Below are 24,408 nucleotides of genomic sequence, written 5' to 3' on the forward strand. Positions count from 1 at the left end.
CCACACGCTCTCCCAACACGCCGCAGTCGAAACAGAATTCAGATTTGACCGCTTGGCCTCAGTGGATGCGCGAGGCTCTTTCGCACGTGCCGGACGCCGCGCCACGCGAGAAGGCTGTCAAAGTCGACGAGCCTGTCCACAGCGATCGCGCGAACGTCCGGATTCTGAGCCGAGTGCCTACGCCACAGCGGCTGACCCGAACCAGGTCGTGAGCGCGTCCACAAGTCCGCTTTCGCTCTCGTCTCCAACCCACGCCACATGCCCGTCGGGTCGCACCAGAACCATATCGGGCGCGCTGACCTGTCCGATGGTGGGAAGTTCCCACGCGCCGTCGTAGCTGGCGTTGATCGCGCTGATGCGATCCGCCCAAGGCGCAGTATCGAAATTCCGTGCCTCGCCGAAATTGAGCAACGCGCCTCGCGCGCCGTGCAGCAGCGTGAATAATCGCAACGGCCGGCCTTCGATCACCAGGTCGAGATCAGGCATGCGGCGCCCAAGCAGTGGATGACCTTCGCCGAGATCGTAGCGGATATCGAGCCCGCTCATCATCGCGCCGAAGCGTTTTCGCGGCTCGTCCATGGCAAGCAGCTCGGACATGATGTCGCGCGCGGCGTTGAGGCCGTCCTCGGCGCGGCGGAGCAGGGCGATCTGTGCCCTGGTGTTGCGCAGCACGCGCGCGGCGACGGGATGACGCTCGGCGTCGTAGGTGTCGAGCAGGTTTTGGGGCGAGATGCCCTTGACGACCTGCGCCAGCTTCCAGCCGAGATTGACCGCGTCCTGCACGCCGGTGTTGAGGCCTTGCCCGCCGACGGAGTGATGGATGTGCGCGGCATCGCCGGCGAGCAGCACGCGCCCCGTACGATAGGAGACGACCTGCCGCGCCGCATCGGTGAAGCGGGAGATCCAGGCGGGATTTTTGAGACCGAAATCGGTGCCGTAGACGGCGACGAGAGCCTCGCTGAGATCGCGCAAGTCCGGCTCGCCGGTGCGCTCGAGCGTTGCTTCGGTCACGACGACCAGCACGCGCCCGCTCTCCGTCTTGCTGAGGCCGTGAAAGCCGAGCGCGTCGTGACGCAGGCCCCAGGCGGGCTCTCCGCTCATCTCGACTTCGGCCATGAGATTGCTCAGCGTCGGATCGGAGCCGGCGAAATCGATGCCGGCCGCCTTGCGCACCAGGCTGCGGCCGCCGTCACAGCCAACCAGATAGTCCGCCCGCAGCGTTTTGTCGCCGGACAGGGTCACGTCGATGCCGGTTTCGTCCTGTGCGAAGCCCGTCACCACGCAGTTGCGGTAGATCGGCACGGCGAGCTCGGCGACCCAGCCCGCCAGGATGCGCTCGATGTGGCTCTGCCGCAGCGCGAGGCCGTAAGCGTGGCGCGTCGGCAGATCACTGATGTCGAGCCGGGTCCAGGCGAAGCCCGCGAGCTGGGCAATCTGTCCCTCGCGCAGGAAGCGATCCGCGATGCCGCGCTGATCGAGGATCTCGATGCTGCGCGCGTGCAAGCCGCCGGCGCGCGTGCCGACCAGCTCATGGTCCGCGCGCCGCTCGACGATGGCGACATCGACCTCGGCGAGCGCGAGCTCGGCGGCCAGCATCAGCCCGGTCGGGCCGCCGCCGGCGATGATGACCGCATGGCCGCTGGCTGCCGCGCGTGTTGCGCTGGCTCGGCCGCGCGAGCTGGATGTCGGAAGCAATACAGGCATGTGGTGACCCCTCGGCTTGTGGTTGGGCGGGGGTTCTACGGCAGGAGCGGGGACTTGAAGCAAGCCCCTTGCGCACCACATATTGAGCTGGGAGGAGGGACTTGCGCGTCAGCGCTCGCCGCATTGACACGTCGCCGGTCCGCCTAATCGTCCTTCGACATATCGCCGGGCTTCGTGGGAACAGTGATGGTGCCGCCATCGCCGTGCACGAGATCGCGGCCGTTGTCCTCGCTCTCGCCGGCGTCCTCGATGATCGCCTCTTGCGTGTCGCGCTCCTTGTCGACGCGCGGCTTCGGTCCCGGCAGATCTCGCGATGTCTTGGGTGAACTCTCGACTGTCATTGGCGGTGCTCCTGATCGGCTAACGCTGCTTCCGCCAATTCGTTCGTTTGACACGTCGGGCAAAACATTGGCATACTCGCATCATCGAAAGAATTTGGTTCAGCCCGCGCGGACAATCCGCGGCGGGCTTTTTCGTTTTCGATCCCAGAATCGGACGGTGGCCCACGCGTCCCGGCCACGCACTCGCGTATCCGCGTTGAGCGATCGGCGTGCCGACGTCCCAACCAGTGCTGGCCGTGCACTGCGAACGTGCCGGCCTCGCGACGCTGGTGCTTTTCGCTCGTGCCGCTGCGGTCTCCGAGACCGGAAATAGGGTTCGCGCTCGAAACGATTGCGCTTCGTCACGCGATCTGCGGCGCATCTTTTTCTGAAGGAGAGATGATGAGTGCTTATCTGATATCGCTCGCGCTCGCCGCCCTTGTTGCAATCGTGCTATAGGAGGCGTTCTCGTGAACGAGGAAATCATCGAATGCGAGCTCGAGCGTGCACCAGTTCGCTTGGCTGCAACCAGGAAAATGTCGAGGGCGCGCACCCCGGCCGAGATCCACTCGCTCGCGCGCAGACACGCTAGAATGGCTATCCGTGTGCTCGTCGGCATAATGCGCAGCGATAACGTAATGCCGCCGGCGCGCGTCTCGGCCGCTAACGCGATTCTCGATCGCGCTTGGGCTCAAGCACCTTGTCTTGGACAATGTTCTCGACCTCATAACCACCAACGCATTAGTCGGCTTTGCCGCCATTGCGTCCAATCTCGTGGTGTCCTTCTACTTCGCCAATCGCGAGTTCGAGAATCTTGCGAAGATCATCAAGCGGTGAAGCTTCAAGTCGACGAGATTCGAGCGATCGTCGCCGAAACGCTCGCTGAGCAGCACAGGATTCAACGGGAGAGCATCGATGCGATCGTGTTGAAGGCTGTCGCGTCGGCGCTGGCCTCTTTTGGAATCGAAGTGGACGACCGTAAGGAGCTGAGGGTTGATTTTCAGCACCTGCGGAGATGGAGAAAGGGCGTGGAGCAGGCGCAGAGCTACACGTTCAAGGCCGTGATCACGGGGATTGCCACCGGTCTGATGGGCGCCATCTGGCTCTGCGTAAAGGTCGTGCTGGGCAAGTGATGCGTCCGATGAGGACATTGCCGATACCTTGGCCGATCTGCATCAGATGACGTTCTTCGATGCGGCGACCGTGCCGCAATTCGAGCTGGGAGCGTGGTGGCTGGCCTATCATCGTGGTGAGGCGGTCGCGTTTGCCGGCGTGGTGCCGTCGACGCACGTTCGCAATGGAGGTTACTTCTCCAGGGTCGGCGTGTTGCAGCGGCACTGGGGGCGCGGCCTTCAGTGCAGGCTGATGCGCGCAATCGAGGCGAGGGGACGGCGTGTGGGATGGGACAGTATCGTCTCCGACACGACGGATAACCCGATCTCGGCGAATAACTTCATCCGGGCGAACTATCGGCTCTTCGAGCCGGAAGTGCCCTGGGCCTGGCCGTACAGTCTTTATTGGCGGAAATGGCTTCGCTGAACGATGGGAGCGGGTTTCCCGTGATGCGGAAGGTAATCTTCTCAACATAAAAAGGGGCCCGGCAGCTTGACGGCTGCCGGGCCCTTTTTGCGTATTGAAGCGATGCGGGTGAGGCACTTGCGAACCCGGCGACGCCGGGCTTTAAGTTGGTGCTGCAGGAAATTCGGCGACCATAAGCCGATGTAAGGGAGAGCGCTGTCGATGCCCACCAAGCCTCAATTGCCTGAACGTTCGTCGCGGGCGGCCGGCGGACCGACTGCGCTCGATGGTCTTCTGGTCGTGGACTTCACGCGCGTCGTGGCGGGGCCAGCCTGCACGCAGACGCTTGCCGATTTCGGCGCGCGCGTCATCAAGATCGAGAATCCGGACGGCGGCGACGATACGCGGGCCTACGAGCATGCCGAAATCGGCGGCGAGAGTGCGGCCTATCTCAGCCTGAACCGCAACAAGCGCGGCATCGCACTTGACCTCGCCGTCCCGGAGGCCCGCGAGATCGCGCTGGATCTGATCCGGAAGGCCGATGTGGTCGTCGAGAATTTTTCCAGCGGGGTCATGAAGAAGTTCGGCCTCGACTACGAGGCTGTCGCGCCCCTCAATCCGCGGATGGTCTATTGCTCGATCTCCGCTTACGGGCGCACCGGGCCGTTCGCCTCGCGGCCCGGTTTCGATCCCATTACGCAGGCGGAAAGCGGCTTCATGTCGCTCAACGGGTTCGCTGATGGCCCGGCGGTGCGCACCGGCCCGCCCATCGTGGACATGGCGACGGGGATGTCCGCCTGCAACGCGATCCTGCTGGCGCTCTTGGCGCGGGATCGGCTCGGCCGCGGGCAACATGTCGAGGTGGCCCTGTTTGACATCGCGATGGGGATGACCGGCTTCTACGGCATGGCTTATCTCATTAATGGTGAGAACCCCGGACGATTCGGCAATTCGCCGAGCGGGTCTCCCACCGTCGGCGTCTACGAGGCTTCCGACGGGCCGCTCTACATGGCCTGCGCCAACGATCGCCTCTATCGTAGGCTGGTGGTCGAGGTGCTGAACCGGCCCGATCTGATCACCGATCCGCAATTCGCCTCGCGCAAGGCACGCTCCGAGAACAAGGAGCTGCTGCGGGCCGCCATCGCGGAGGTGTTTGCGAGCGATACACTCGAGAACTGGATGGCGAAGATGAAGCTGGCCAATATTCCGGTTGGCTATCTTCGCACGGTCGAGGAGGGATTCAACGCGCCGGAGGCCCGGGAGCGCCATCGCTTGAGCCGGATTCCACACCCTACGGCGCAATGGGTCCCCAACATCGAAGCTCCGATTAATATGAGCCTGACCGGTGCGATTGATCCTGTAGCGGCACCCTTGCTGGGCGAGCATACCGAAGACGTCCTTCGTGATACGCTGGGATACGACGAACGTCGGATTTCGGAGTTCACACAAAAGGGCGCTTTTGGATCAGCCAAGCCGTCGCTCTGAACCTGCAGTCTTGAGCAGGCGTGACGCGCTGGCGCCACATCTGCTTGATTTGGCGATGCTCCCGCCGCATAACTAGGCGACAGCGAGGGACACGAATGGCGCCTGACCAGGAGCCGAGCATGGGTCAGCCGACAGGGCCGGAAGGCAGCGCCTATGCGGCCATGATCGCGAAGGCTCGAGGGCTTCTGCCGCAGCTGCGCGAGCGGGCGGCGCGGACGGAGGAGCTGCGACATCTTCCGCCGGAAACCGAGAGAGATCTCCACGACGCTGGTCTGTTCCGGATGCTTCAGCCCAAGCGCGTTGGCGGTGCCGAGCTCGACTACGTCGCCCTGGTCGATTGCGCCGAGCTGCTCGGACGGGCGGACGCGTCGGTTGCGTGGAATCTTGCCAATCTGGCGAGCCATCACTGGATGCTCGGCATGTTCGAGCAGAAGGCGCAGGGTCTGGTTTGGGGTCGCGATCCGGATGCGCTGATTGCGTCCTCGTTCATTTTTCCGGCCGGTCGCGCCACGAGGGTCGAGGGTGGATACCGGCTGCACGGGAGTTGGCCATTCTCGTCGGGCGTTGCATCCTGCGACTGGAACATGCTCGCGAGCGTTGTCTACTCCGACGACGAGGCTGATGGCATCGAATATCGAATCTTTCTGCTGCCGAAAGGCGATTACAAGGTGCTGGACACCTGGAATGTCGCGGGATTGCGCGGCACCGGTTCCTCTGACGTCGAGGTCAAGGATACCTTTGTGCCCGACTACATGACGGTCGCCGTCGGCGATCTTGCCGGCGGGCCGACGCCCGGAAGCGGAGTCAATCCCAATCCGTCGTATACGCTGCCCGTGTTCTCGCTGTTTCCCTACGTCCTGTCCGGTGTTGCGCTCGGGAATGCGCAAGCGTGTCTTGACGATTATGCGGAGGTCGCGCGTCATCGCATCTCGACCTACAACCGCGCCAAGCTTAGCGATTTCCAAAGCACACAGATCAAGATCGCGGAGGCTTCGGCCAAGATTGATGCTGCGCGCCTGATCATGCGCTCGGCCTGTATCGAAGCCGTTGGGAATGCGAGACACCGTCATATTCCCGATATGGCGACGAAGACCAGATATCGACGCGACGGAGCCTTTTCGGTGAATCTGTGCACCGAGGCGGTCTCGATGCTGTTTGCGGCGAGCGGAGCGCGCGGCCTGTTCACGACGGGCGTGTTGCAGCGGCAATTCCGTGACGCCCACGCCATCAACTCGCATCTTGCATTCAACTTCGATGCGGCCGGAACCAACTATGGACGCGTGGCTCTCGGGCTACCGTCCGAGAACCTCACGCTGTGAGGCCGGCCGATGACTGACCTGCCGAAGCAGCCGGCCGTCCCCGATCCTGCCAATGAGCTTGCGAGCGACAGCTCGTCGATCGACCCCCGCGATTTTCGCAATGCGCTCGGCACATACGGAACGGGCGTAACGATCATCACGGCCACGGCCGCGGATGGAAAGCCATATGGCATCACCTGCAATTCGTTCGCGTCGGTCTCTTTAAATCCCCCTCTGGTGCTCTGGAGTCTCGGGATCTATTCGTCGAGCCTGATCGTGTTTCAGAACGCCAGCCATTTCACCGTTCACGTGCTCGGCACTTCGCAGCAGGGGTTAGCGAACAAGTTTGCGAAATCATCCGAGGATAAGTTCGCCGGCGTTGACTGGACACCGGGCCTCGGCAATGCGCCGGTGCTCGCCGACAGCGTCGCCAATTTTCAATGCCGATCCGTCAATCGCTACTATGGCGGCGATCACGTGATCTTTCTCGGCGCGGTCGAGGCCTATGACTACAACGCCAGCGAGCCGCTGCTGTTTGCGCGTGGGACGTATGGCCGGTTCCTGACGGACGACGAGCGCAAGAAGTAGCAGTGACGTGCTGCGAGCCGCGCGATGGCCTAGCGCTCTGCTGCCGAGAGCTTGTAGATTTCCAGCGCATCCGCTTCCGCGCCGCGGGCGGCCTTGGCCAGCCTGAATAGCTGTCCGGCCAGCGACGCCATCGGCACCGGCGTCGACGTCGTCTGCGCGACGTCGGCGACCGTATCGAGGTCTTTGAGCATCGTGGCAATGTGCCCAAGAGGCGGGGAGTGAATGCCCTGGGCCATCCGCGGCACGAACAGCTGAAGCGGAATGGAATCCGCAAAGCCGCCCGCGAGCGCTTCGGGCAACCGGTTGGCGTCAATGCCGGCATTCGCCGCAAGGCGTGTTGCTTCCGCAAGCACGGCCATCGCGCAACCGACGATCACCTGATTGCAGAGCTTAGTGGTCTGGCCGGCCCCGGTAGGGCCCATGTGGGTGAACCTGCGGGCCATGGCCAGCACATAGGGTCGCACCCGTTCGATGTCAGCCGCTTCCCCGCCGGCCATGATTGCAAGCGTGCCTTCCTCGGCGCCCTTGGTGCCGCCGGATACCGGCGCGTCGATCCAGCCCGCGCCGTTCGCCGCCCTCAATCGCTTCGCAAGGTCGCGCGCGGCGTCAGGATGGATCGATGAGAAGTCGACGACGAGCTTTTCCGCGCCGGGCGCCGTGGAAAGCCCCTCGGGCCCGAAAATCACCTCTTCGACGGCGGCGGCATCCGTGACGCACATGAACACGATGTCCGAGGTCGCCATGACGTCACGAGGGGTGGCTGCACGCCTTGCACCAGCCTCGACGAGTGGAGTGATCTTGCCCTCCGAGCGATTCCAGACGCTGACTTGGTAGCCGGCCTGGAGCAGGCGCCGGGTCATGGGTGTGCCCATCAGCCCAAGGCCGAGATAGCCGAGCCTCTCGACGCCTTGCGGGTTTGTCTTGCTCGCATCAGCCATAGGTTGCCTCTTTCTGTCGCAGCGCAAACGTCGCCTTACCATACATGGCAGGCCGGACGGCGAAACCGTCCAACCCGCATGGCTTGCTTGATTGTTTGAACCATGAAACATTTGCGGCAGTCGGGTTGGGTGGCGCCTGTCGGCGCTGGAGCAGCGGAGTGGGCACGATGCGAACCGTTTCGAGGTGGAGCGTTTCGAAGTGGATTCTGGCTTTGGGAGCGGCAGCAGCCGTGACCGCTGGCGCGAGCCCGTCATGGGCACAGCAGACGCTCCGCGTTGGCTGGACGATCCCAGCCGAGGAATCCAAGTACTGGATGATGCGCCGCCCGGCTGAGTTTCCCAACCTCGGCAAGACCTACAACATCGAATGGACCCAGTTTCAGGGTACCGCGCCGATGACGCAGGCTTTGGCGGCCGGCGCGCTGGACTGCGCGACGCAGGCGCCGCTGTCGCTCGCCAACGGCGTGGTCGGCGGCAACCTCAAGGCCTATATCGTGGCGCAGCACGTGTTCGAGAAACCCGGCGGCTTCTCGGTCTACTGGGCGGTGATGGATGACTCGCCGATCAAGACGATCGCGGACCTCAAAGGCAAGACGGTCGGCATCTCCGTGATTGGCGGCGGCACGCAAGGGCCGTTCAATCTGCTGCTGAAGCAGAATGGCGTCGACCCGGCCAAGGATATCAAACTGGTCGAGGTCGGCTTTGCCGTCTCCGAGGATGCCCTGCGCCAGGGCCGCGTCGATGCGGTCAACATGAACCAGCCGTTTGCCGCGCGCGCAGAGGCCAAGGGCGGAACAAGGAAACTGTTCTCGCTGTCGCAGGCGATGCCGAACATCGTGCACATCCTGGAAGCGTGCCGCGCCGATTTCGTCGATAAGAACCCGGAGGTGGTCAAGGCCTATGTCCGCGACATCACCTCGGGCATGAAAAAGGCGCTGGCGAACCGCGAAGAGACGCTGAAGGTTGTCAATGAGGTCTTGAAGGCGCCCATTCCGGTGCTGGAGACCTATCTGCTCAAGGACAATGATTTCGGTCGCGATCCTGGTGCCGCGCCAAACTTTCCGGCGATCCAGAAGATGCTGGACATCTACGCCGAGACGGGAATGTTGCCGAAGCTGGACGCGGCGCAGTTCAAGCATCCGACAATTGTCGCCCCGCTGGAATAGGCGAGCGGCCGTACGTCGAACAAAGGAGATCGCAACGTCCCGGGTGATCCGGGACGTTGCATGAAGAAGATGCTCGTATGAAAAAGTTGCGATCACGAGTCACGACAGACGGCCTCGATCGGGCCCCGCATCGCGCCTTCATGCGCGCAATGGGGCTCGACGATGCGGCGATTGCCAAGCCGATGGTCGGCGTCGTCAGCATGAAGGGCGAGCAGACGCCCTGCAACATGACGCACGACTTCCAGGTGGCCGCGGCCAAGACAGGAATTGAGGAGGCCGGCGGTACGCCGCGCGAATTCTCGACGATCTCGGTGTCCGACGGCATCAGCATGAATCACGAGGGGATGAAGTTCTCCCTGTTTTCGCGCGAGCTGATCGCCGACTCGATCGAGGCCGTCGTCCATGGTCTCGCCTACGATGCGCTCATCGGATATGGCGGATGCGACAAGACGCTTCCCGGCGTGATGATGGGCATGGTTCGCTGCAACGTCCCGTCCATTTTCATCTACGGCGGCAGCTCGCTGCCGGGCCGCGTGGACGGACGGACGCTGACGGTGCTCGATTCCTACGAGGCTGTCGGCAGTTTCATGACCGGTGAGATCGATGGCGAGACGCTTGAGCGGATCGAGCGTGCTTGCTTGCCGACCATCGGCGCGTGCGCCGGCCAGTTCACCGCGAACACCATGGGCATGGTCTCCGAGGCGATGGGCCTGACCATTCCCAACGTCTCGATGGTGCCGGGTGTCTATGCCGAGCGCGCACAGATCTCGCGACGCGCCGGCCGGCTGATCATGGAGATGCTGGAACGCGGCGGTCCGCTGCCGCGCGACATCGTGACGCGGAAATCCCTCGAGAATGGCGCGGCGATCGTTGCCGCGACCGGCGGCTCGACCAATGCCGCCCTGCATCTGCCGGCGATTGCGAACGAGGCCGCCATTGCATTCACGATCGACGACGTCGGCGAGGTTTTTGCCCGAACGCCGCTGATCGGGAATCTGCGGCCGGGCGGCAAGTATACGGCAAAGGACGTTTACGATATCGGCGGCGCGGCCGTGGTGATCCGCGAGCTGATCCAGAGCGGGCATATCGATGGCAGCTGCATCACCATCACGGGCCGCACACTCGCTGAAGAATATGGCGCGGCGAACGCGCCCGATGGCGAGGTCGTCTACGCATCTCGTGCGCCGATCATGCCCGATGGCGGCGTGGCGGTGCTGAAGGGCAATCTCTGTCCCGACGGTGCGGTCATCAAGGTCGCCGGCTTGAAGAGCCAGTTCTTCGAGGGCGTCGCGCGCGTGTTCGAAGACGAGGAAGCCTGTGTCAAAGCGGTTCGCGACCGCAGCTACAAGGCGGGCGAGGTTCTCGTGATCCGCAATGAAGGGCCGGTCGGCGGCCCCGGCATGCGAGAGATGCTCGGCGTCACCGCGCTGATCTACGGGCAGGGCATGGGCGAGAAGGTGGCCCTCATTACCGATGGCCGGTTCTCCGGCGCGACCCGCGGCATGTGCATCGGCTACGTGTCTCCGGAAGCGTTTGTCGGTGGTCCTCTCGCACTCGTTCGTGATGGCGACAGGATCCGGATCGATGCTGCAAACCGGCGGATGGATCTGCTGGTCGACGAGCAGGAACTCGTTTTACGCCGACAGGACTGGAAACAGCGCCCGCCGCGCCATCGCGCGGGTGCGCTTGCAAAATATGCGCGGCTGGTCGGGCAGGCGCCGGGCGGAGCCGTCACGCATGAAGGCCCGGCAGAATGGCCATGGTTCGAATGAAGCGCCGCCGTCTTGCGAAAACGTCCGCCTGTCTGGCAGGTTTCTTGCTAAGCTCGTGCCGCTGATGGAGGACGTTCAGCAGATCCGCCGCGCGACGTTCGCGCGCGAGTAACGCGGGAGACGGGATGACGATAGTGGCTTCGAGGTCGAGCGAATGGGTGGGAGCGGTGACGTCAAAAAAGCCGGCTTCTGCGATCATCGAGATCGACCGCGTCTCGCAGGTCTTTCAAACCTCGGCGCGCAGGGATCATCTGGCGCTATCGGACATCTCGCTGACGATTGACGAGGGCGCCTTCGTCTCCATCCTCGGTCCGTCCGGTTGTGGCAAGTCGACCTTGCTCTACATCGTCGGCGGTTTCGTCAGCCCGACCAGCGGCGCGGCGAAGATCAAGGGACGGGCGATCACGGGACCCGGGCCGGATCGTGGGCCGGTCTTCCAGGAGTTCGCACTGTTTCCCTGGAAGACCGTGCTGGGCAATGTGATGTATGGCCCGCGTCAGAAAGGTGTACGAGCCACCGAGGCAGAAGCGCAGAGCCGGGCCCTGATCGAGATGGTCGGCCTCAAGGGCTTTGAGAACTTTTACCCCAAGGAGCTGTCCGGCGGTATGAAGCAGCGCGTCGCGTTGGCCCGGACGCTCGCCTACCATCCTGAAGTCCTGCTGATGGACGAGCCGTTCGGCGCGTTGGACGCGCACACCCGGACGCGGCTGCAGAACGATCTCCTGAATATCTGGGAGCGTGATCGCAAGACGGTGCTGTTCGTCACCCACTCGGTCGACGAAGCAGTGTTCCTCTCCGACAAGGTCGTGATGATGTCGAAATCGCCCGGCCGCATCAGGCAGGTGATCGACATCGACTTGCCACGGCCGCGCCGGCGTAACGAGCTGTTGCTCGACCCACGCTACCAGAAATACGTTGTCGACATCGAGCGCATGTTCGACGAGAGCGACGAGGCCGGGTCGCCCTCATGATGACGCCAGCCGCCTTGCTGAGACGCGTTGCCCCGGTGCTCGCCTGCATCGGCTTGCTGGCGGTGTGGCAGGTCGCCTCGGTTGCGCTGAAGAACGACAGCTTTCCAACGGCGCTCGAGGCGATCCGCGCGATTCCGGACATCCTTGGCGACAAGGATTCTCTCATCAACATCCTTGCCTCGCTCCGCCGCATGGCGATCGGGTTCGGCATCGCTGTTCTGTTTTCGATTCCACTCGGCCTGTTGATGGGCCGCAGCCGGGCCGTCGCGGCCTTCTTCAATCCGCTTTTGATGGTGATCTACCCGGTGCCGAAAGCAGCCCTGATGCCGATCATCATGCTGTGGCTCGGCGTCGGCGATATCACGAAGACACTGGTGATCTTCCTCGGCGTGAGCCTGCCGGTGATCTACCACAGCTTCGAGGGCGCCAAGGCGGTCGAAGAGAAGATGTTGTGGTCAGGCGCTGCGATGGGACTCTCACCCCCGCAACGCCTGGCCCGGATCGTGCTGCCGGCGGCGTTGCCGGAAATCCTGACCGGGTGCCGCACCGGGCTCGTGCTGGCGCTGATCACGATGATCACGAGCGAGATGATCGCCCGCCAGTCCGGCGCCGGCAACATCCTCTTCAACGCGCTCGACATGGGGCAGTACGACACCGTCTTTGCGATGATCATCATCGTCGGAGCTATGGGCATCTGCCTCGATGCGATCTTCGAGCGGATCCGCGCGCGGCTGGTGCGCTGGTCCGAGCCTCAGTTCGACATGCCGCTGAGCTTCTCATGACCTCGCGCCTTCTCCCCACAAACGTCATCTTCGGGCTTGCGCCGATCGTGCTGGTGATCGCGCTGTGGCAAGGCCTCGTATCGTTCGGCTTTGCGCCTGTGGTCTTGCTGCCGCCGCCGGGGTTCGTCTTCAGCCGGTTGCTCCAGCAGCTCGTAACGTGGACATTTCAGCAGGAGATCGCGGCGACCCTGATCCGGCTGTTCGCCGGCTTCGCGATTGCGGTGGTGCTCGGTGTCAGCATCGGCATCGCTGCCGCAGCCAGTCCCGCGATCAATGCCGTGGTTCGGCCGATCGTGCGCGTATTGGCGCCATTGCCCAAGGTTGCGCTGTATCCGGCGCTCTTGCTGCTGCTCGGCTTTGGCCACGGATCGAAGATCACGCTGGTGGCTGCCGACGCACTTTTTCCTATCCTGCTCTCCACCTATTACGGCGCGTCGACCGTCGAGCAGAAGCTGATCTGGTCGGCGATGGCCGCGGGGACACCGCGGTACGAAATCCTGTTCAAAGTGGTGCTTCCGGCGGCAATGCCGTCGATCCTGACCGGTTGCCGGATTGGCCTTGTCATTTCATGTATCGTGGTGTTTCTGGCCGAGATGATCACATCGACGGACGGACTGGGCCATGCGCTCGTCACGGCGGCTCGAACCTTTCAGGCCGTCGACATGTTCGTGCCGCTGATCACGATCTCGCTGCTGGGCCTGATCCTGAACGGGCTGCTCGGGGCGGTGCGCTCGTACCTGCTGCGGGGCTTCCCTGAGGCGTGATCTGACGAACAAGAAACCAAAAGACCGGGAGTGAATCATGCTGGCTGATCGCATCGAAGCAAAATGGATCGACGCGTTTTGCGAGATCTTTGAGCGTTGCGCCGTCAAGGCCGGCGATACCGCGGCGATCCTCTCGGAAACCCAGTCGCGCCCCTTGAACGTGCATCTGGCGGAACTCGCGCTGCTGCGCATGGGTGCGCGGCCGTTCCATGTAGTGATGCCGACGCCGCGCAACCGCAATATCGTTCCGGTTCGCTCGACGGGAGCCAGCGAAGCGATCCAGAAGCTTGGCCCGGTCATCACGGCGCTTCAGCAGGCCGGCTTCGTGGTAGATTGCACCATCGAGGGCCTGATGCATGCGGTGGAGACGCCGGAGATCCTCAAGGCCGGTGCACGTATCCTGGTGATCTCCAACGAGCATCCCGAGGCGCTGGAACGGATGGTGCCGGATCCCGCGCTCGAGAAGCGCGTGCGCGCGGCGGCGAAGATGCTACGTGGGACCAAGCGGATGAAGGTGACCTCGAAGGCCGGCACAGCGCTCGACGTTGACATGGTCGGTGCGTCCACGGTCGGCGTCTGGGGCTGGACCGACAAGCCCGGCACGCTGGCGCATTGGCCCGGCGGCATCGTCGTCAGCTTCCCCAAGAGCGGGACGATCAACGGCACGCTGGTGATGGCGCCCGGCGACATCAATTTGACTTTCAAGCGCTATCTGACCTCGCCGGTGAAGATGACCTTGAAGGACGATTACGTCGTCGAGCTGGAAGGCGAGGGCACGGATGCTGCGATGATGCGCGCCTATCTTGCCGCCTGGGGTGATCGCGAGGCCTATGCAGTCTCACATGTCGGTTTCGGTATGAACCCGGGCGCGCGCTACGAAGCGCTCTCGATGTACGATCAGCGCGACACCAACGGCACCGAGATCCGCGCCGTCTCCGGCAACTTCCTGTTTTCGACCGGCGCGAATGAGTTTGCCGGCCGCTATACTGCAGGGCACTTTGATTTGCCGATGATGGGAACGACCATCGAGCTCGATGGCGTCGCGGTTGTGCGGGAAGGCGTGCTTCAGGACGTTTTCGGCTAGCTGCGATCGAGCACGGGCGGGCGAGCCAGGTCGAAGTGCCGGAGCAGGTCCACCATGGCTTGAAGCCGTTTTGCGCGATAGGCATCGACGTCCATGCCGGAATAGTCGAGAAAGCCGGCGCCGGTGCGCAGTCCGATCCGGCCTTCACGCATGTTGCGCGATATGACGTCCGGCGCGCGATACCGATCGCTGCCGAGTGCGCCTTCGAGATACCGGCTGGCGTAGTAGAGGATATCGCCACCACCCCAGTCGATGAATTCGAGCAGTCCGAGCACGGCATAGCGGAAACCAAAACCGTAGCGGATCGCCTTGTCGATCTCCTCGGCGCTGGCGACGCCTTCCTCGACCATGCGCGCGGCTTCGTTCATCGCCAGCGCCTGGATGCGGGGCACGATGAAGCCGGGCGTCGCGGCGCAGACCACCGGCACCTTGCCGATGCCTTCAAGCAACGTCTTGACCTCGTCGATGATGGAGGGATCGGTAGCCGTGCCGGGCGAAACCTCGACCAGCGGGATCAGGTAGGCCGGATTGAGCCAATGCACGTTGAGGAAGCGGCGCGGGTTCACGATCGCGCCCGAGAGATCGTCGACGAGGATGGTCGACGTGGTCGATGCGATGATCGTATCCGGGCCGACCTGTTTTGAAGCCGCGCCCAGCACTTCGCGCTTGAGCTCGACGACCTCAGGAACGCCCTCGAAGACCATTCCGGCCTCGGCCAGCGCCGCATCGCTCTGGCTAGCTGGTACCACCGAGACCCGCGCAATGAGCGGATCGACATCCGCCTCGGTCAGCAACCCCAGTTTCGAGAGGCTCGCAAAGGTCTTCCTGACTTCGCCGAGCGCGTCCGCTTCCAGCTTGACGAAATCTTCCGCCGAACGGGCCTTGATGTCGATCATCGTGACGATGTGACCCGCGTAGGCGAACGCGACGGCGATGCCGCGCCCCATGCGGCCGGCCCCGAGACAGACGATGTTGGCGCGACGAGTCATCGGTCAGAATCCTTCGCGAAGCAGCGTCTGCAACTCAGCCTTGTGGAGACCGCCGAGGCCAAGCGTTTCGAGCGTTCGGCCACCCTGCGCAAAATCCTCGTCGCAAATGGCGCCGCCAATGGCCAGAAACGCTTTTGCTAGCGGCGTTGTGACGCCGGCCAGTGTCGCGGCAGAGACCAGCAGCGATAATCCAAGCCGTAGATCCTCGCGCATATAGCGATGCTCGGTCAGTATGATCCGCTCGCGCCAGTCCCCGGAATCGGTCAGGCGGTCGTGCGAGCCGCGGCCATACATCCAGATCTCCCCTTCCTTCGCATAGTGATGCGCCAGCGGGAAATGCGGCGCGCCATATCCGAGCGCCTCGCGCACGGCGATCCGCTCGGCGTCGAGTGCGTCCGTCACCCGGCGGATCGCGGCCTGGGTACCCTCCTTGTGGATGTCCCACCGCTCAAAATGCTCGATCGGACCTGCGTTCATCACGATCAGCGGCGGGTGGATGATCGGGCCTGCGTTCATCAGTGCGCCGGAGAGAGCATCTCCGCACGGCTCGATTACATCGGGGAAGGCGCGTCCAATCACTTCGAGTGCGTGCGGTGCCTGATCGAGTGGAAACACGCCGACCGGCAGCCGTTTGGCGCGGATGGTGATCGCGACCTCGAACGGCCCGTGCTTCCGCGTCAGCCAGGGCAGCGTGCCGGTCTCGGCGAAGCTGGCCTTGGCGTGGTTGTCGGCATCCCTTGCGGCCCGAGCGAAGATCATCGATCCGAAGGTTGCCGGCGGCAGAAACACGACCTGGCCGTCCCGCAAATGCGGCGCGAGCAGGCGGGCGATATCCGGCTGCGCGAAGGCGGGAGCAGGGCACAGGATCAGCTCGACCCCGCTGACGGCTTCGCCGATGTCGGTCGTGACCAGTGCAAGCTTCACATCGTGCCTGCCGTTATGATCCTTCACCAGAATGCGCGAGCCGGCGGCACGATGTGCCGCGACCTGATCGGCATCGCGGCGCCAGAGCCGGACGTCATGGCCGGACAGCGCAAAATCGCCTGCGGCCGCGAAAGAGCCGTTTCCCCCACCTAGAACCGCAATCTTCAAGATGCTTCTCCTTGCGCGCGCGACTGCGCATCAAGCTGCTTCAGCAGGAAATGCTGGACCTTGCCCAGCGCCGTGCGCGGCAAATCGGTAACGAAGACGATATCGCGCGGAACCTTGTAACGCGCGAGCTGCGCCTGAAGGTGCGCTCGCAATTCCTCCGCTTCGAGCCGGCAGCCGGATCGCGGGATCACATAGGCGACGGGCACTTCGTCCCAGCGCGGATCGGGCCGGCCGATCACGGCGCATTCGCTGACATCTGGGTGTTCGAGCAGGACGCGCTCGACCTCGGCCGGGTAGACGTTCTCGCCGCCCGAAATGATCATGTTCTTCTTGCGGTCGCGAACCCAGAAATAGCCGTCGGCGTCGCACAGCCCGATATCGCCCGTGCGATACCAGCCCTCGTTCAGGGCGTCGCGCGTAGCGTCTGCATTGCCCCAATATTCGAAGAACACGTTGGGCCCGCGCACCGCGATCTCGCCCGGGGTGCCTGCTGGCACCTCGTGGCCCGCTTGGTCGATCACCTTCGCTTCGCAGCACAGTCCCGCAAGTCCGGTCGATCCCGCCCGCGAGAGATCGCCGCCGAGGCGTGTGTAGACGGCGATGGGGCAGGTCTCCGTCGAACCGTAGACCTGGAGCACCGGCACACCACGCGCGACGAAGCGGTCGATCAGGTGCGGTGGCACGATGGTCGAACCGGTGGCGACGGCTTTCAGCGATGAGAGATCGGTAGCCGCCCATGAGGGATGCTCGCTCACGGCCTGGATGATCGCCGGCACCATCACCGTGAGAGTCGGTCGCTCGCGTTGGATCGCGGCAAGCGCGGTATCCGGCGTGAAGCGGGCATGGATCGTGACGGTCGCACCCAGCTGGAGCGCTGCGGTGGTCTGGATATTGAGGCCGCCGACATGGAAGAACGGCAGCACCGTCAGCACATGATCGTTGGACGTCATGTTGTGCATGTGCTGGCTCATGACGCCGTTCCAGAACAGCGCCTCCTGACGTAGCACCGCCCCTTTTGGACGCCCGGTCGTGCCTGACGTGTAGACGATCAGGAGCGGGCAGGAGAGATCGGTGTGCGGATTGCGGCCATTTCCCTCGCTGCGGGTCAGCAGGCTTTCAAACGTCGTTCCGCGCGGCGGCGCGAAATCGAGGCCGACCACAGCAGTCCCCCGCGCAAGCTCGGAGAGCACACCTTCGAATGCCTGCTCCAGCACCAGCACTTTGACGCCGGCATCGGTGAGGATGAAGAGCTGCTCGGCGACGGCCAGCCGCCAGTTCAGCGGCACCAGCATCGCGCCGAGCCGCGCACAGGCGTAGAGCAGAACCAGATAATCCGGCCGGTTCAGGCTCAAGATCGCAACGCGATCGCCGCGGCCGACGCCGAGCTCCTGCTTCAGCGCCGTAGCGGTCTGTTCGATGCGTGAGGCGAACGCCGCGTAGCTGAGCCGCTCTCCCTCGAAGACGATGGCTGTCTTGTCTGGCGCAAACGCCGCGTTGCGATCGATCAGACTACAGAGGTCCACCGTCAGTCGTCCGTCTCGCCGGTCTCGTACAGCGCCTCGCGGCCGATGCGGTCGAGGCAGAGCTCGGCCGTCCAGGGCAGCATCAGCGAGCCGCAACGGCTGTCGCGATAGATGCGCTCGAGCGGCAGCGAGCGGAGCATGGCTTGACCACCGCAAGTGCGGATCGCGAGCGCCGCGAGCTCATTGGCGCCCTCCATCACCGAATATTGCGCGGCGTAGGCGCGCAGCACCTGCTCCTTGCTCGGATTGGCGTGCGCTTCCGTGACCGCCTGGAACCAGATCGCCTTGATCTGCTCGAGCTTGATCTGCATCTGCGCGACTGCGATCTGCTTGGTCGGGTACATCCGCCGCTTGACCGGCGGCATGCCCGGCACCTCGCCACGAAGATAGCGCACCGTGAAATCATAGGCGGCCTGCGCGAGGCCCATATAGGTCGGCGACAGCGTCAGGAACATGTGCGGCCAGCGCATCGCGGCCTGGAAATAGACGCCGCGCGGCATCAGCGCAGAATCTTCCGGAACGAAGACATCCTTGAACAGCAGCGTGCGCGAGACGGTGCCGCGCATGCCGAGCGGGTCCCAGTCGCCGACGACCGAGACGCCTTCCGATTTCGCGGAGATCGCAAGGTAGAGCGTGTTGCGGCGCGAGGCTTTCTCGCCTTCCTCGATCTCGGTGCAGAGCACGCCGTAATAGTCGGCGTGGCCGGAGAGCGATGCAAAGATCTTCTTGCCCTTGACGATCCAGCCGCCTTCGACTGGCCTTGCTTCCGTGCCGAAGGCGACGCCGCCCGCGGCTGCCGCACCGCCTTCGGAGAAGGGCTGCGAATAGATCGCGCCATCCTCGACGATGCGCTTGTAGTGAACGGCGCGACGGCGCTCGTGCTCGGCGCGGGTCTCCGCGTCCATGTCGAGGTCGTCGGCGAGTGGGCCCGACCACAGAGTCGAGCAGACATGCATGTTCCAGGTCAGCGCCGTCGCGCCGCAATAGCGGCCGATCTCGGCGGCCGCCAGGGCATAGGTCTGGTAGTTTGCGCCAAGCCCGCCGTGCTTCTTGGGCACGGCGATGCCGAGCAGACCGACGCGGTGCAGATCGCGATAGTTTTCGGTCGGAAAGATCGCCTCGCGATCGTAAGTGGCGGCGCGGCCGGCGAACACGCTCTGGCCGATCTCCCGCGCGCGCGTGATGATGCCGGCCTGCTCGTCGCTCAAGCGAAAGGCGACGGGATCGAAGATCGGCGCATCCAGCGCGACCTTGTCAGTCGTGCCGATCGTCTTGCTGACTTGCATGGTCATTGCGCATCACCTTACGCTTTGGTCCGCGACGGAGTTCAGGAACCGGCCGAGGGCGTCATCGAAGGCAGCAGGCCGTTCAAGATTGGCGAGATGGCCGACGCCGGCGAGCTCGACATATTCAGCCGAAGGAATGTAGGTGGCCGTCTTCGCCATCATCGGCGCGGGCGCATTGTTGTCCCTGGAGCCGGACAGCAGCAGAGTCGGCACGGAAATGTCCTTGAGCGTGCTGCGCTGATCGAACCCGATCAGCGCCAGCATCATGGCGCGGTAGCTCGCCTCCGGCACGCTTGCCATGCACTCGCGCGCAAGTTCCATACCCTGGGGATCGGGACCTTCGCCGACAAGCTCATTCACCAGCGACGGCGCCAGCGACTTCATCGTCTCGCCGCGATCGAGCGGCCCAAGCCGCGCTGCGATGAACGATTTCTGCCAGTCGCCATCGGCCTTGCCGAAGGCCGGGCTGGTCTGCGCGAGGACCACCGCGCGCGCCAGCTTCGGCGATTGCACCAGCCATTTCTGGACGATCATGCCGCCGATCGAGTGGCCAACCAGAATGGGTCTGTTTGCGCCGATCTGCTCGATGAAGTGCTGGAGCGCATCGGCCAGGGCAGCGATGCTGACGCTGGCGAGCGGCGCCGACCCGCCATAGCCCGGCATGTCCCATGCGATTGTTCGGAAGCGTTTGCCGAATGTGGCGAGTTGCTGCCGCCAGGCCCGTGCCGCACCGCCAATGCCATGCAGGAAGATCAGGGGAATCGCGCCCGGATCGCCCGCGGCCTCATAGGCGAAGCGTCCGTCCCTTGTTATCATTGGCGCAGGCTGCGACACGCGACATCCTTTTGCTTGGCCCTGCGATGCTAACAGGCCTGTGGGCGATGGGAAGCGATAATTTTATACTTAAAGCAATTTTCGGGCCGGTCTGTCGCGCGCGGGCGTTCAGCGATGCTGTTCAGCGCTTTCGTTGCAAAAATTTGAAGTTTAAAATATATCCGGGGAGCGATCAGCAGATTTTCAGGGAGCCAGCGCATGTCCGGATTGCCGCATTCGCCGCACGCGCTGGTGACCGGTGGCGGCCGCGGCATCGGCCGTGCGATCGCCGCCTCACTTGTCGGGGCCGGCGCCACCGTGACAGTGCTGGGCCGGAATGCCGCTACGCTCGAAGAGGCGATCAACGTGGGTGCTGCGCATTTCGCGGCCGTTGCCGACGTCTCGAACGAAGCATCATTGAAAGCTGCCATAGCCGAAGCGCACAAGCGAAAGCCGATCGATATCCTTATCGCCAACGCGGGTAGCGCCGAATCCGCGCCGTTCTCCAAGTCTGACAGTGCGCTCTTTGCGCGCATGATGGACGTCAATTTCATGGGCGTTGTCCATGCCGTCCAGGCAGTGCTGCCTGGGATGAAGGATCGGCCGTATGGCCGGATCGTCGCGATTGCATCGACGGCTGGGCTGAAAGGTTATGCCTATGTGAGCGCGTATACGGCCGCGAAGCACGCCGTGGTCGGGCTGGTGCGATCGCTTGCCCTGGAGATGGCCGGCAGCAACGTGACCGTGAACGCGATCTGTCCCGGTTTCACCGATACGGATCTCGTCGCCGGCAGCATCGAGAACATCATGAAGAAGACAGGGCGAAGCCGCGAGCAGGCGATCGCGGAACTCGCTAAGCACAATCCTCAGGGGCGCTTGATCACGCCGCAGGAAGTGGCGAATGCCGTGCTCTGGCTGTGCAGCGAGGGCGCCGGTGCGATTACGGGTCAGGCGATTGCCGTGGCCGGTGGTGAGATCTAGCGCACGGAAAAGGCGCGGACGAGGAAAGCAAGGAGACCGTATGAGCAGACCAGCCAATCCCGTGACCGTGCCGCTCGCGGACTACTCGCCGCAGCACTTCCTGCTGGCCGTGGTCGACGGCGTTGCCACCGTGACGCTCAATCGGCCCGACCGGAAGAATCCGCTGACGTTCGAAAGCTACCGCGAGCTCACCGACTTCTTCCGCGCCTGTGCCTTCGACGACGCGGTCAAATCCATCGTCGTCACCGGCGCGGGCGGCAATTTCTCCTCCGGCGGTGACGTGTTCGAGATCATCGGTCCACTCGTGAAGATGGACACCAAGGGGCTCACCGCCTTCACGCGGATGACCGGCGATCTCGTCAAGGCGATGCGGGCCTGCCCGCAACCGATCGTGGCCGCGGTCGAAGGCATCTGCGCCGGCGCCGGTGCGATCATCGCCATGGCATCTGACATGCGGCTCGCAGCGAGCGGGGCCAAGGTGGCATTCCTGTTCAACAAGGTCGGCCTTGCCGGCTGCGACATGGGAGCCTGTGCCATCCTGCCGCGGATCATCGGCCAGTCCCGCGCGTCCGAGCTGCTCTACACCGGCCGGTTCATGACCGCGGAAGAGGGCGAGCGTTGGGGCTTCTTCAGCCGCATCGTCACACCGGAACAGGTACTGCCGCAGGCGCAAATCCTGGCCAAGCAGGTCGCGGAGGGGCCGACCTTCGCCAACACCATGACCAAGCGGATGCTGGCGATGGAATGGGCGATGTCGGTTGAGGAGGCAATCGAAGCGGAAGCCGTTGCCCAGGCGCTGTGCATGACGACGGCGGATTTCGAGCGCGCTTTCGAGGCTTTCGCCAACAAGGTCAAGCCGGTCTTCAGGGGCGACTGAGCGGCGGTCTCTCGGCCGCCGCCGTCGCGGAAACGGGGACTTGCCAGAAATTATTTTAGGCTTAAAATAGTTTCATGGCCGGATGAATTGGCGAGGCTCCCATGAAAGTCGCGATCATCGGTAGCGGACCTGCGGGTCTTTATGCGGCGATCCTGCTGAAGAAGCAGCGCCCGAGCGCCGACGTCACCGTGTATGAGCGCAACCGCGCCGACGACACCTTCGGCTTCGGCGTGGTGTTCTCCGATGCCACGCTGGACAATTTCGAGAAGCACGATCTTCCGAGCTACCGCCGCATCACCCAGGAATTCGCCTATTGGGACGACATCGCCGTGCACTTCCGCGGCACCGTGCATCGGGTCGGCGGTAACGGGTTTTGCGGCTGCTCGCGACAGAAGCTGCTTCTGATCCTGCAGGAGCGGGCGCGCGAGCTTGGCGTCAGCCTGCATTTCGAAGTGGACATCGACGACGAGTCCCGATTCGCCGACGCAGACCTCATCCTGCTTGCCGACGGCATCAACAGCCGCTTCCGCGAGAAACATGTCGATCACTTCCAGCCGGAACTCGATCTCCGCACCAACAAGTTCGCCTGGATGGGGTCGACTAGGCCGCTCGACGCCTTCACTTTCATCTTCCAGGAGACGGAGTGGGGGCCGTTCATCGCTCATGCCTACCAGTACGAAGCCGGTCACTCGACCTGGATCTTCGAAACCGATCCGGAGACGTTCGAGCGGGCAGGGCTGACCGGGCTGAACGAGCAGGAGTCCGCCGCGCGGATGGCCGACATCTTCGGCTGGTTCCTCGACGGGCATAAGCTGCTGACGAACCGCTCGATGTGGCGCAATTTTCCGATGATCCGCAGCAAGCGCTGGGTCAAGGACAACATGGTGCTGCTTGGCGATGCCAAGGCGAGCGCGCATTTCTCGATCGGCTCCGGCACCAAGCTCGCGATGGAAGACGCGATCGCGCTCGCCGAGGCGATGCAGAACACGCCCAGCGTCAAGGCCGCGCTGGAAGTCTATGAGCACGGCCGCCGCGAGGAGGTCGAGAAGACCCAGCATGCCGCCGACGTCTCGCTGGTCTGGTTCGAGCACGTCGACCGCTTCTGGGACTTCGATCCCGTGCAGTTTGCCTTTGGCGTGATGACGCGCTCGAAGGCGATCACCTACGACAATCTCAAACTTCGTGCGCCCGATTTCGTCGCCGAGGTCGAAAAGTCCTTCGCCAAGCAGGTGCGCGATAGCGGCTTCGATGTCAGCACCGACACGCCGATGGTTCCGCTGTTCCAGCCGTTCCGTCTGCGCGAGATGGAGATCGCCAACCGCGCGGTGATGTCGCCGATGTGCATGTATTCGGCCAAGGAGGGCGTGCCGGGCGATTTCCATCTGGTGCATTACGGCTCGCGCGCCATTGGCGGCGCCGGCCTGATCTTCACGGAAATGGCCTGCGTCGGCCGCGATGCCCGGATCACACCCGGCTGCGCCGGCATTTGGAACGACGAGCAGGAAGCTGCTTGGCGCCGCATCGTGGAATTCGTCCACGGCAACTCGGCCGCAAAGATCTGTCTGCAACTCGGGCACGCCGGCCGCAAGGGTGCGACCAAATTGATGTGGGACGGCATGGACCGTCCGCTGGAGCAGGGCGGCTGGGACGTGGTCTCGGCATCACCGCTGCCATATTTCCCCGACAGCCAGGTGCCGCGTGAGCTCGATCGTGCCGGCATGAACGGCGTGAGGGATGCTTTCGTCGCAGCAGCCGAGCGTGGCGAGCGCTGCGGCTTCGACATGCTGGAGCTGCACTGCGCCCACGGCTATCTGCTGGCAAGCTTCATCTCCCCGCTGACGAACACCCGGACGGATGAATATGGCGGCTCGCTCGAAAACCGCCTGCGCTTCCCGCTCGAGGTGTTCGAGGCGCTGCGCGCGGTGTGGCCATCACACAAGCCGATGTCGGTCCGTATCTCTGCAACCGACTGGGCGGATGGCGGCGTCACCGGCGACGATGCGGTGGCGATCGCGCGCGCCTTTGCCGAGGCCGGTGTCGATCTCGTCGACGTCTCGACCGGGCAGACGGTGCGCGATGCGCAGCCGGTCTACGGCCGCATGTTCCAGACGCCGTTCTCCGATCAGGTCCGCAACGAGGCCCGCGTCGCCACCATGTGCGTCGGCAACATCACGACGGCGGACCAGGCCAACACCATTCTGGCTGCCGGGCGGGCGGACCTCGTTGCCCTCGGGCGTCCGCATCTGGTTGATCCCTTCTTCACCATGAAGGCGGCGGCCTGGTACGGGGCGAACAATGCGTTCTGCCCGCCGCAATATCTGCCCGGCAAGGACCAGATCTTCCGCAACAGCGTTCGCGACCGGCAGGATCTCGAGGAGCTGCGAATTAAGGCTAAGCCCAAGACCCGGGCCGAGCTCAAGGCGGAGGCGACAAAGCCGCTTGCGGCGGAGTGACCGC

Annotated in this window: 23 protein-coding genes; 15 read left to right on the top strand and 8 right to left on the bottom strand. The window is 63.7% G+C overall.

The features are described from left to right. Positions 1-177: 177 nt before the first annotated feature. Complete coding sequence (locus BRAGE_RS0105230; RefSeq protein ID WP_027562472.1) at positions 178-1,704, bottom strand: FAD-dependent monooxygenase; 1,527 nt, start codon at positions 1,702-1,704, stop codon at positions 178-180. Positions 1,705-1,847: 143 nt separating this feature from the next. Then, entirely contained in the window at positions 1,848-2,045 is a 198-nt protein-coding gene (locus BRAGE_RS0105235; RefSeq protein WP_027562473.1) for a hypothetical protein, read from the bottom strand. A gap of 684 nt (positions 2,046-2,729) precedes the next feature. Between BRAGE_RS0105235 and BRAGE_RS57540 the strand changes: the two genes are divergently transcribed. From BRAGE_RS57540 to BRAGE_RS0105265, 6 genes are all read left to right on the top strand, one after another. Then, positions 2,730-2,861, top strand: a complete 132-nt coding sequence (locus tag BRAGE_RS57540) for a hypothetical protein (protein ID WP_283808053.1) — start codon at positions 2,730-2,732, stop codon at positions 2,859-2,861. Continuing rightward, on the top strand, positions 2,858-3,157 hold the full coding sequence (locus tag BRAGE_RS0105245) for a hypothetical protein (RefSeq protein ID WP_027562474.1): 300 nt from the start codon (positions 2,858-2,860) through the stop codon (positions 3,155-3,157). The genes BRAGE_RS57540 and BRAGE_RS0105245 overlap by 4 nt, the downstream gene beginning before the upstream one ends. A gap of 46 nt (positions 3,158-3,203) precedes the next feature. After that, positions 3,204-3,563, top strand: coding sequence for a GNAT family N-acetyltransferase (locus tag BRAGE_RS47785; protein ID WP_084334724.1), 360 nt, complete (start codon positions 3,204-3,206; stop codon positions 3,561-3,563). 201 nt (positions 3,564-3,764) lie between these two features. Next, entirely contained in the window at positions 3,765-5,027 is a 1,263-nt protein-coding gene (locus BRAGE_RS0105255; protein ID WP_027562475.1) for a CaiB/BaiF CoA transferase family protein, read from the top strand. 119 nt (positions 5,028-5,146) lie between these two features. Beyond that, on the top strand, positions 5,147-6,346 hold the full coding sequence (locus BRAGE_RS0105260) for an acyl-CoA dehydrogenase family protein (RefSeq protein WP_027562476.1): 1,200 nt from the start codon (positions 5,147-5,149) through the stop codon (positions 6,344-6,346). 9 nt (positions 6,347-6,355) lie between these two features. Then, positions 6,356-6,913 carry a flavin reductase family protein gene (locus tag BRAGE_RS0105265; protein ID WP_027562477.1) on the top strand — a complete coding sequence of 186 codons (558 nt, stop codon included), beginning with the start codon at positions 6,356-6,358 and terminating at the stop codon, positions 6,911-6,913. 29 nt (positions 6,914-6,942) lie between these two features. On the opposite strand, the gene BRAGE_RS0105270 is transcribed toward BRAGE_RS0105265, so the two are convergent. Then, entirely contained in the window at positions 6,943-7,851 is a 909-nt protein-coding gene (locus tag BRAGE_RS0105270; RefSeq protein WP_027562478.1) for an NAD(P)-dependent oxidoreductase, read from the bottom strand. Between the two features lie 167 nt (positions 7,852-8,018). Here BRAGE_RS0105270 and BRAGE_RS0105275 point away from each other — a divergent pair, with 167 nt between their 5' ends. The 6 genes from BRAGE_RS0105275 (at position 8,019) to BRAGE_RS0105300 (ending at position 14,390) form a co-directional block, all read left to right on the top strand. Continuing rightward, positions 8,019-9,017, top strand: coding sequence for an ABC transporter substrate-binding protein (locus tag BRAGE_RS0105275; RefSeq protein WP_027562479.1), 999 nt, complete (start codon positions 8,019-8,021; stop codon positions 9,015-9,017). A gap of 77 nt (positions 9,018-9,094) precedes the next feature. Next, the gene (gene ilvD / locus BRAGE_RS0105280) at positions 9,095-10,789 is read left to right on the top strand and encodes a dihydroxy-acid dehydratase (RefSeq protein WP_027562480.1); all 1,695 of its coding nucleotides are present in this window, start codon (positions 9,095-9,097) and stop codon (positions 10,787-10,789) included. 125 nt (positions 10,790-10,914) lie between these two features. Further along, positions 10,915-11,760: an ABC transporter ATP-binding protein gene (locus BRAGE_RS0105285; protein WP_035729415.1), complete on the top strand. Its 846-nt coding sequence runs from the start codon at positions 10,915-10,917 to the stop codon at positions 11,758-11,760. Beyond that, the gene (locus tag BRAGE_RS0105290; protein ID WP_027562482.1) at positions 11,757-12,542 is read left to right on the top strand and encodes an ABC transporter permease; all 786 of its coding nucleotides are present in this window, start codon (positions 11,757-11,759) and stop codon (positions 12,540-12,542) included. The genes BRAGE_RS0105285 and BRAGE_RS0105290 overlap by 4 nt, the downstream gene beginning before the upstream one ends. Then, entirely contained in the window at positions 12,539-13,306 is a 768-nt protein-coding gene (locus tag BRAGE_RS0105295) for an ABC transporter permease (RefSeq protein ID WP_027562483.1), read from the top strand. Before BRAGE_RS0105290 ends, BRAGE_RS0105295 begins: the two co-directional genes overlap by 4 nt. 37 nt (positions 13,307-13,343) lie before the next feature. Beyond that, positions 13,344-14,390 (top strand): peptidase M29, encoded by a 1,047-nt coding sequence (locus BRAGE_RS0105300; protein WP_027562484.1) that lies wholly within the window; start codon positions 13,344-13,346, stop codon positions 14,388-14,390. Here BRAGE_RS0105300 and BRAGE_RS0105305 read toward each other — a convergent pair. Genes BRAGE_RS0105305 through BRAGE_RS0105325 form a run of 5 tightly spaced genes read right to left on the bottom strand, consistent with a single transcriptional unit; the run spans position 14,387 to position 20,096 of the window. Then, complete coding sequence (locus BRAGE_RS0105305; protein WP_027562485.1) at positions 14,387-15,379, bottom strand: 3-hydroxybutyryl-CoA dehydrogenase; 993 nt, start codon at positions 15,377-15,379, stop codon at positions 14,387-14,389. The genes BRAGE_RS0105300 and BRAGE_RS0105305 overlap by 4 nt on opposite strands. Before the next feature lie 3 nt (positions 15,380-15,382). Continuing rightward, positions 15,383-16,471 carry an NAD/NADP-dependent octopine/nopaline dehydrogenase family protein gene (locus BRAGE_RS0105310; RefSeq protein ID WP_027562486.1) on the bottom strand — a complete coding sequence of 363 codons (1,089 nt, stop codon included), beginning with the start codon at positions 16,469-16,471 and terminating at the stop codon, positions 15,383-15,385. Beyond that, positions 16,468-17,994, bottom strand: a complete 1,527-nt coding sequence (locus BRAGE_RS0105315; protein ID WP_027562487.1) for a class I adenylate-forming enzyme family protein — start codon at positions 17,992-17,994, stop codon at positions 16,468-16,470. Before BRAGE_RS0105315 ends, BRAGE_RS0105310 begins: the two co-directional genes overlap by 4 nt. A 2-nt stretch (positions 17,995-17,996) precedes the next feature. Beyond that, entirely contained in the window at positions 17,997-19,286 is a 1,290-nt protein-coding gene (locus BRAGE_RS0105320) for an acyl-CoA dehydrogenase family protein (RefSeq protein ID WP_027562488.1), read from the bottom strand. A 6-nt stretch (positions 19,287-19,292) separates the two neighbouring features. Next, a complete protein-coding gene (locus BRAGE_RS0105325) occupies positions 19,293-20,096 on the bottom strand; it encodes an alpha/beta fold hydrolase (RefSeq protein ID WP_051377699.1) in 804 nt (267 codons plus the stop codon). Between the two features lie 216 nt (positions 20,097-20,312). Here BRAGE_RS0105325 and BRAGE_RS0105330 point away from each other — a divergent pair, with 216 nt between their 5' ends. From BRAGE_RS0105330 to BRAGE_RS0105340, 3 genes are all read left to right on the top strand, one after another. After that, on the top strand, positions 20,313-21,074 hold the full coding sequence (locus BRAGE_RS0105330) for an SDR family NAD(P)-dependent oxidoreductase (RefSeq protein WP_027562490.1): 762 nt from the start codon (positions 20,313-20,315) through the stop codon (positions 21,072-21,074). Positions 21,075-21,114: 40 nt separating this feature from the next. Beyond that, on the top strand, positions 21,115-21,951 hold the full coding sequence (locus tag BRAGE_RS0105335; protein ID WP_027562491.1) for an enoyl-CoA hydratase family protein: 837 nt from the start codon (positions 21,115-21,117) through the stop codon (positions 21,949-21,951). A gap of 101 nt (positions 21,952-22,052) precedes the next feature. Beyond that, positions 22,053-24,404: a bifunctional salicylyl-CoA 5-hydroxylase/oxidoreductase gene (locus BRAGE_RS0105340; protein ID WP_027562492.1), complete on the top strand. Its 2,352-nt coding sequence runs from the start codon at positions 22,053-22,055 to the stop codon at positions 24,402-24,404. Positions 24,405-24,408: the final 4 nt, after the last annotated feature.

It is taken from the genome of Bradyrhizobium genosp. SA-4 str. CB756 (assembly GCF_000473125.1).
GTDB classification, from domain to species: Bacteria; Pseudomonadota; Alphaproteobacteria; order Rhizobiales; family Xanthobacteraceae; genus Bradyrhizobium; species Bradyrhizobium arachidis.

Coding starts and splice junctions, on each gene's coding strand:
- BRAGE_RS0105230 (WP_027562472.1), bottom strand. CDS start 1,704: ATGCCTGTATTGCTTCCGACATCCAGCTCGCGCGGCCGAGCCAGCGCA.
- BRAGE_RS0105235 (WP_027562473.1), bottom strand. CDS start 2,045: ATGACAGTCGAGAGTTCACCCAAGACATCGCGAGATCTGCCGGGACCG.
- BRAGE_RS47785 (WP_084334724.1), top strand. CDS start 3,204: ATGACGTTCTTCGATGCGGCGACCGTGCCGCAATTCGAGCTGGGAGCG.
- BRAGE_RS0105255 (WP_027562475.1), top strand. CDS start 3,765: ATGCCCACCAAGCCTCAATTGCCTGAACGTTCGTCGCGGGCGGCCGGC.
- BRAGE_RS0105260 (WP_027562476.1), top strand. CDS start 5,147: ATGGGTCAGCCGACAGGGCCGGAAGGCAGCGCCTATGCGGCCATGATC.
- BRAGE_RS0105265 (WP_027562477.1), top strand. CDS start 6,356: ATGACTGACCTGCCGAAGCAGCCGGCCGTCCCCGATCCTGCCAATGAG.
- BRAGE_RS0105270 (WP_027562478.1), bottom strand. CDS start 7,851: ATGGCTGATGCGAGCAAGACAAACCCGCAAGGCGTCGAGAGGCTCGGC.
- BRAGE_RS0105275 (WP_027562479.1), top strand. CDS start 8,019: ATGCGAACCGTTTCGAGGTGGAGCGTTTCGAAGTGGATTCTGGCTTTG.
- ilvD (WP_027562480.1), top strand. CDS start 9,095: ATGAAAAAGTTGCGATCACGAGTCACGACAGACGGCCTCGATCGGGCC.
- BRAGE_RS0105285 (WP_035729415.1), top strand. CDS start 10,915: ATGACGATAGTGGCTTCGAGGTCGAGCGAATGGGTGGGAGCGGTGACG.
- BRAGE_RS0105290 (WP_027562482.1), top strand. CDS start 11,757: ATGATGACGCCAGCCGCCTTGCTGAGACGCGTTGCCCCGGTGCTCGCC.
- BRAGE_RS0105295 (WP_027562483.1), top strand. CDS start 12,539: ATGACCTCGCGCCTTCTCCCCACAAACGTCATCTTCGGGCTTGCGCCG.
- BRAGE_RS0105300 (WP_027562484.1), top strand. CDS start 13,344: ATGCTGGCTGATCGCATCGAAGCAAAATGGATCGACGCGTTTTGCGAG.
- BRAGE_RS0105305 (WP_027562485.1), bottom strand. CDS start 15,379: ATGACTCGTCGCGCCAACATCGTCTGTCTCGGGGCCGGCCGCATGGGG.
- BRAGE_RS0105320 (WP_027562488.1), bottom strand. CDS start 19,286: ATGACCATGCAAGTCAGCAAGACGATCGGCACGACTGACAAGGTCGCG.
- BRAGE_RS0105325 (WP_051377699.1), bottom strand. CDS start 20,096: ATGATAACAAGGGACGGACGCTTCGCCTATGAGGCCGCGGGCGATCCG.
- BRAGE_RS0105330 (WP_027562490.1), top strand. CDS start 20,313: ATGTCCGGATTGCCGCATTCGCCGCACGCGCTGGTGACCGGTGGCGGC.
- BRAGE_RS0105335 (WP_027562491.1), top strand. CDS start 21,115: ATGAGCAGACCAGCCAATCCCGTGACCGTGCCGCTCGCGGACTACTCG.
- BRAGE_RS0105340 (WP_027562492.1), top strand. CDS start 22,053: ATGAAAGTCGCGATCATCGGTAGCGGACCTGCGGGTCTTTATGCGGCG.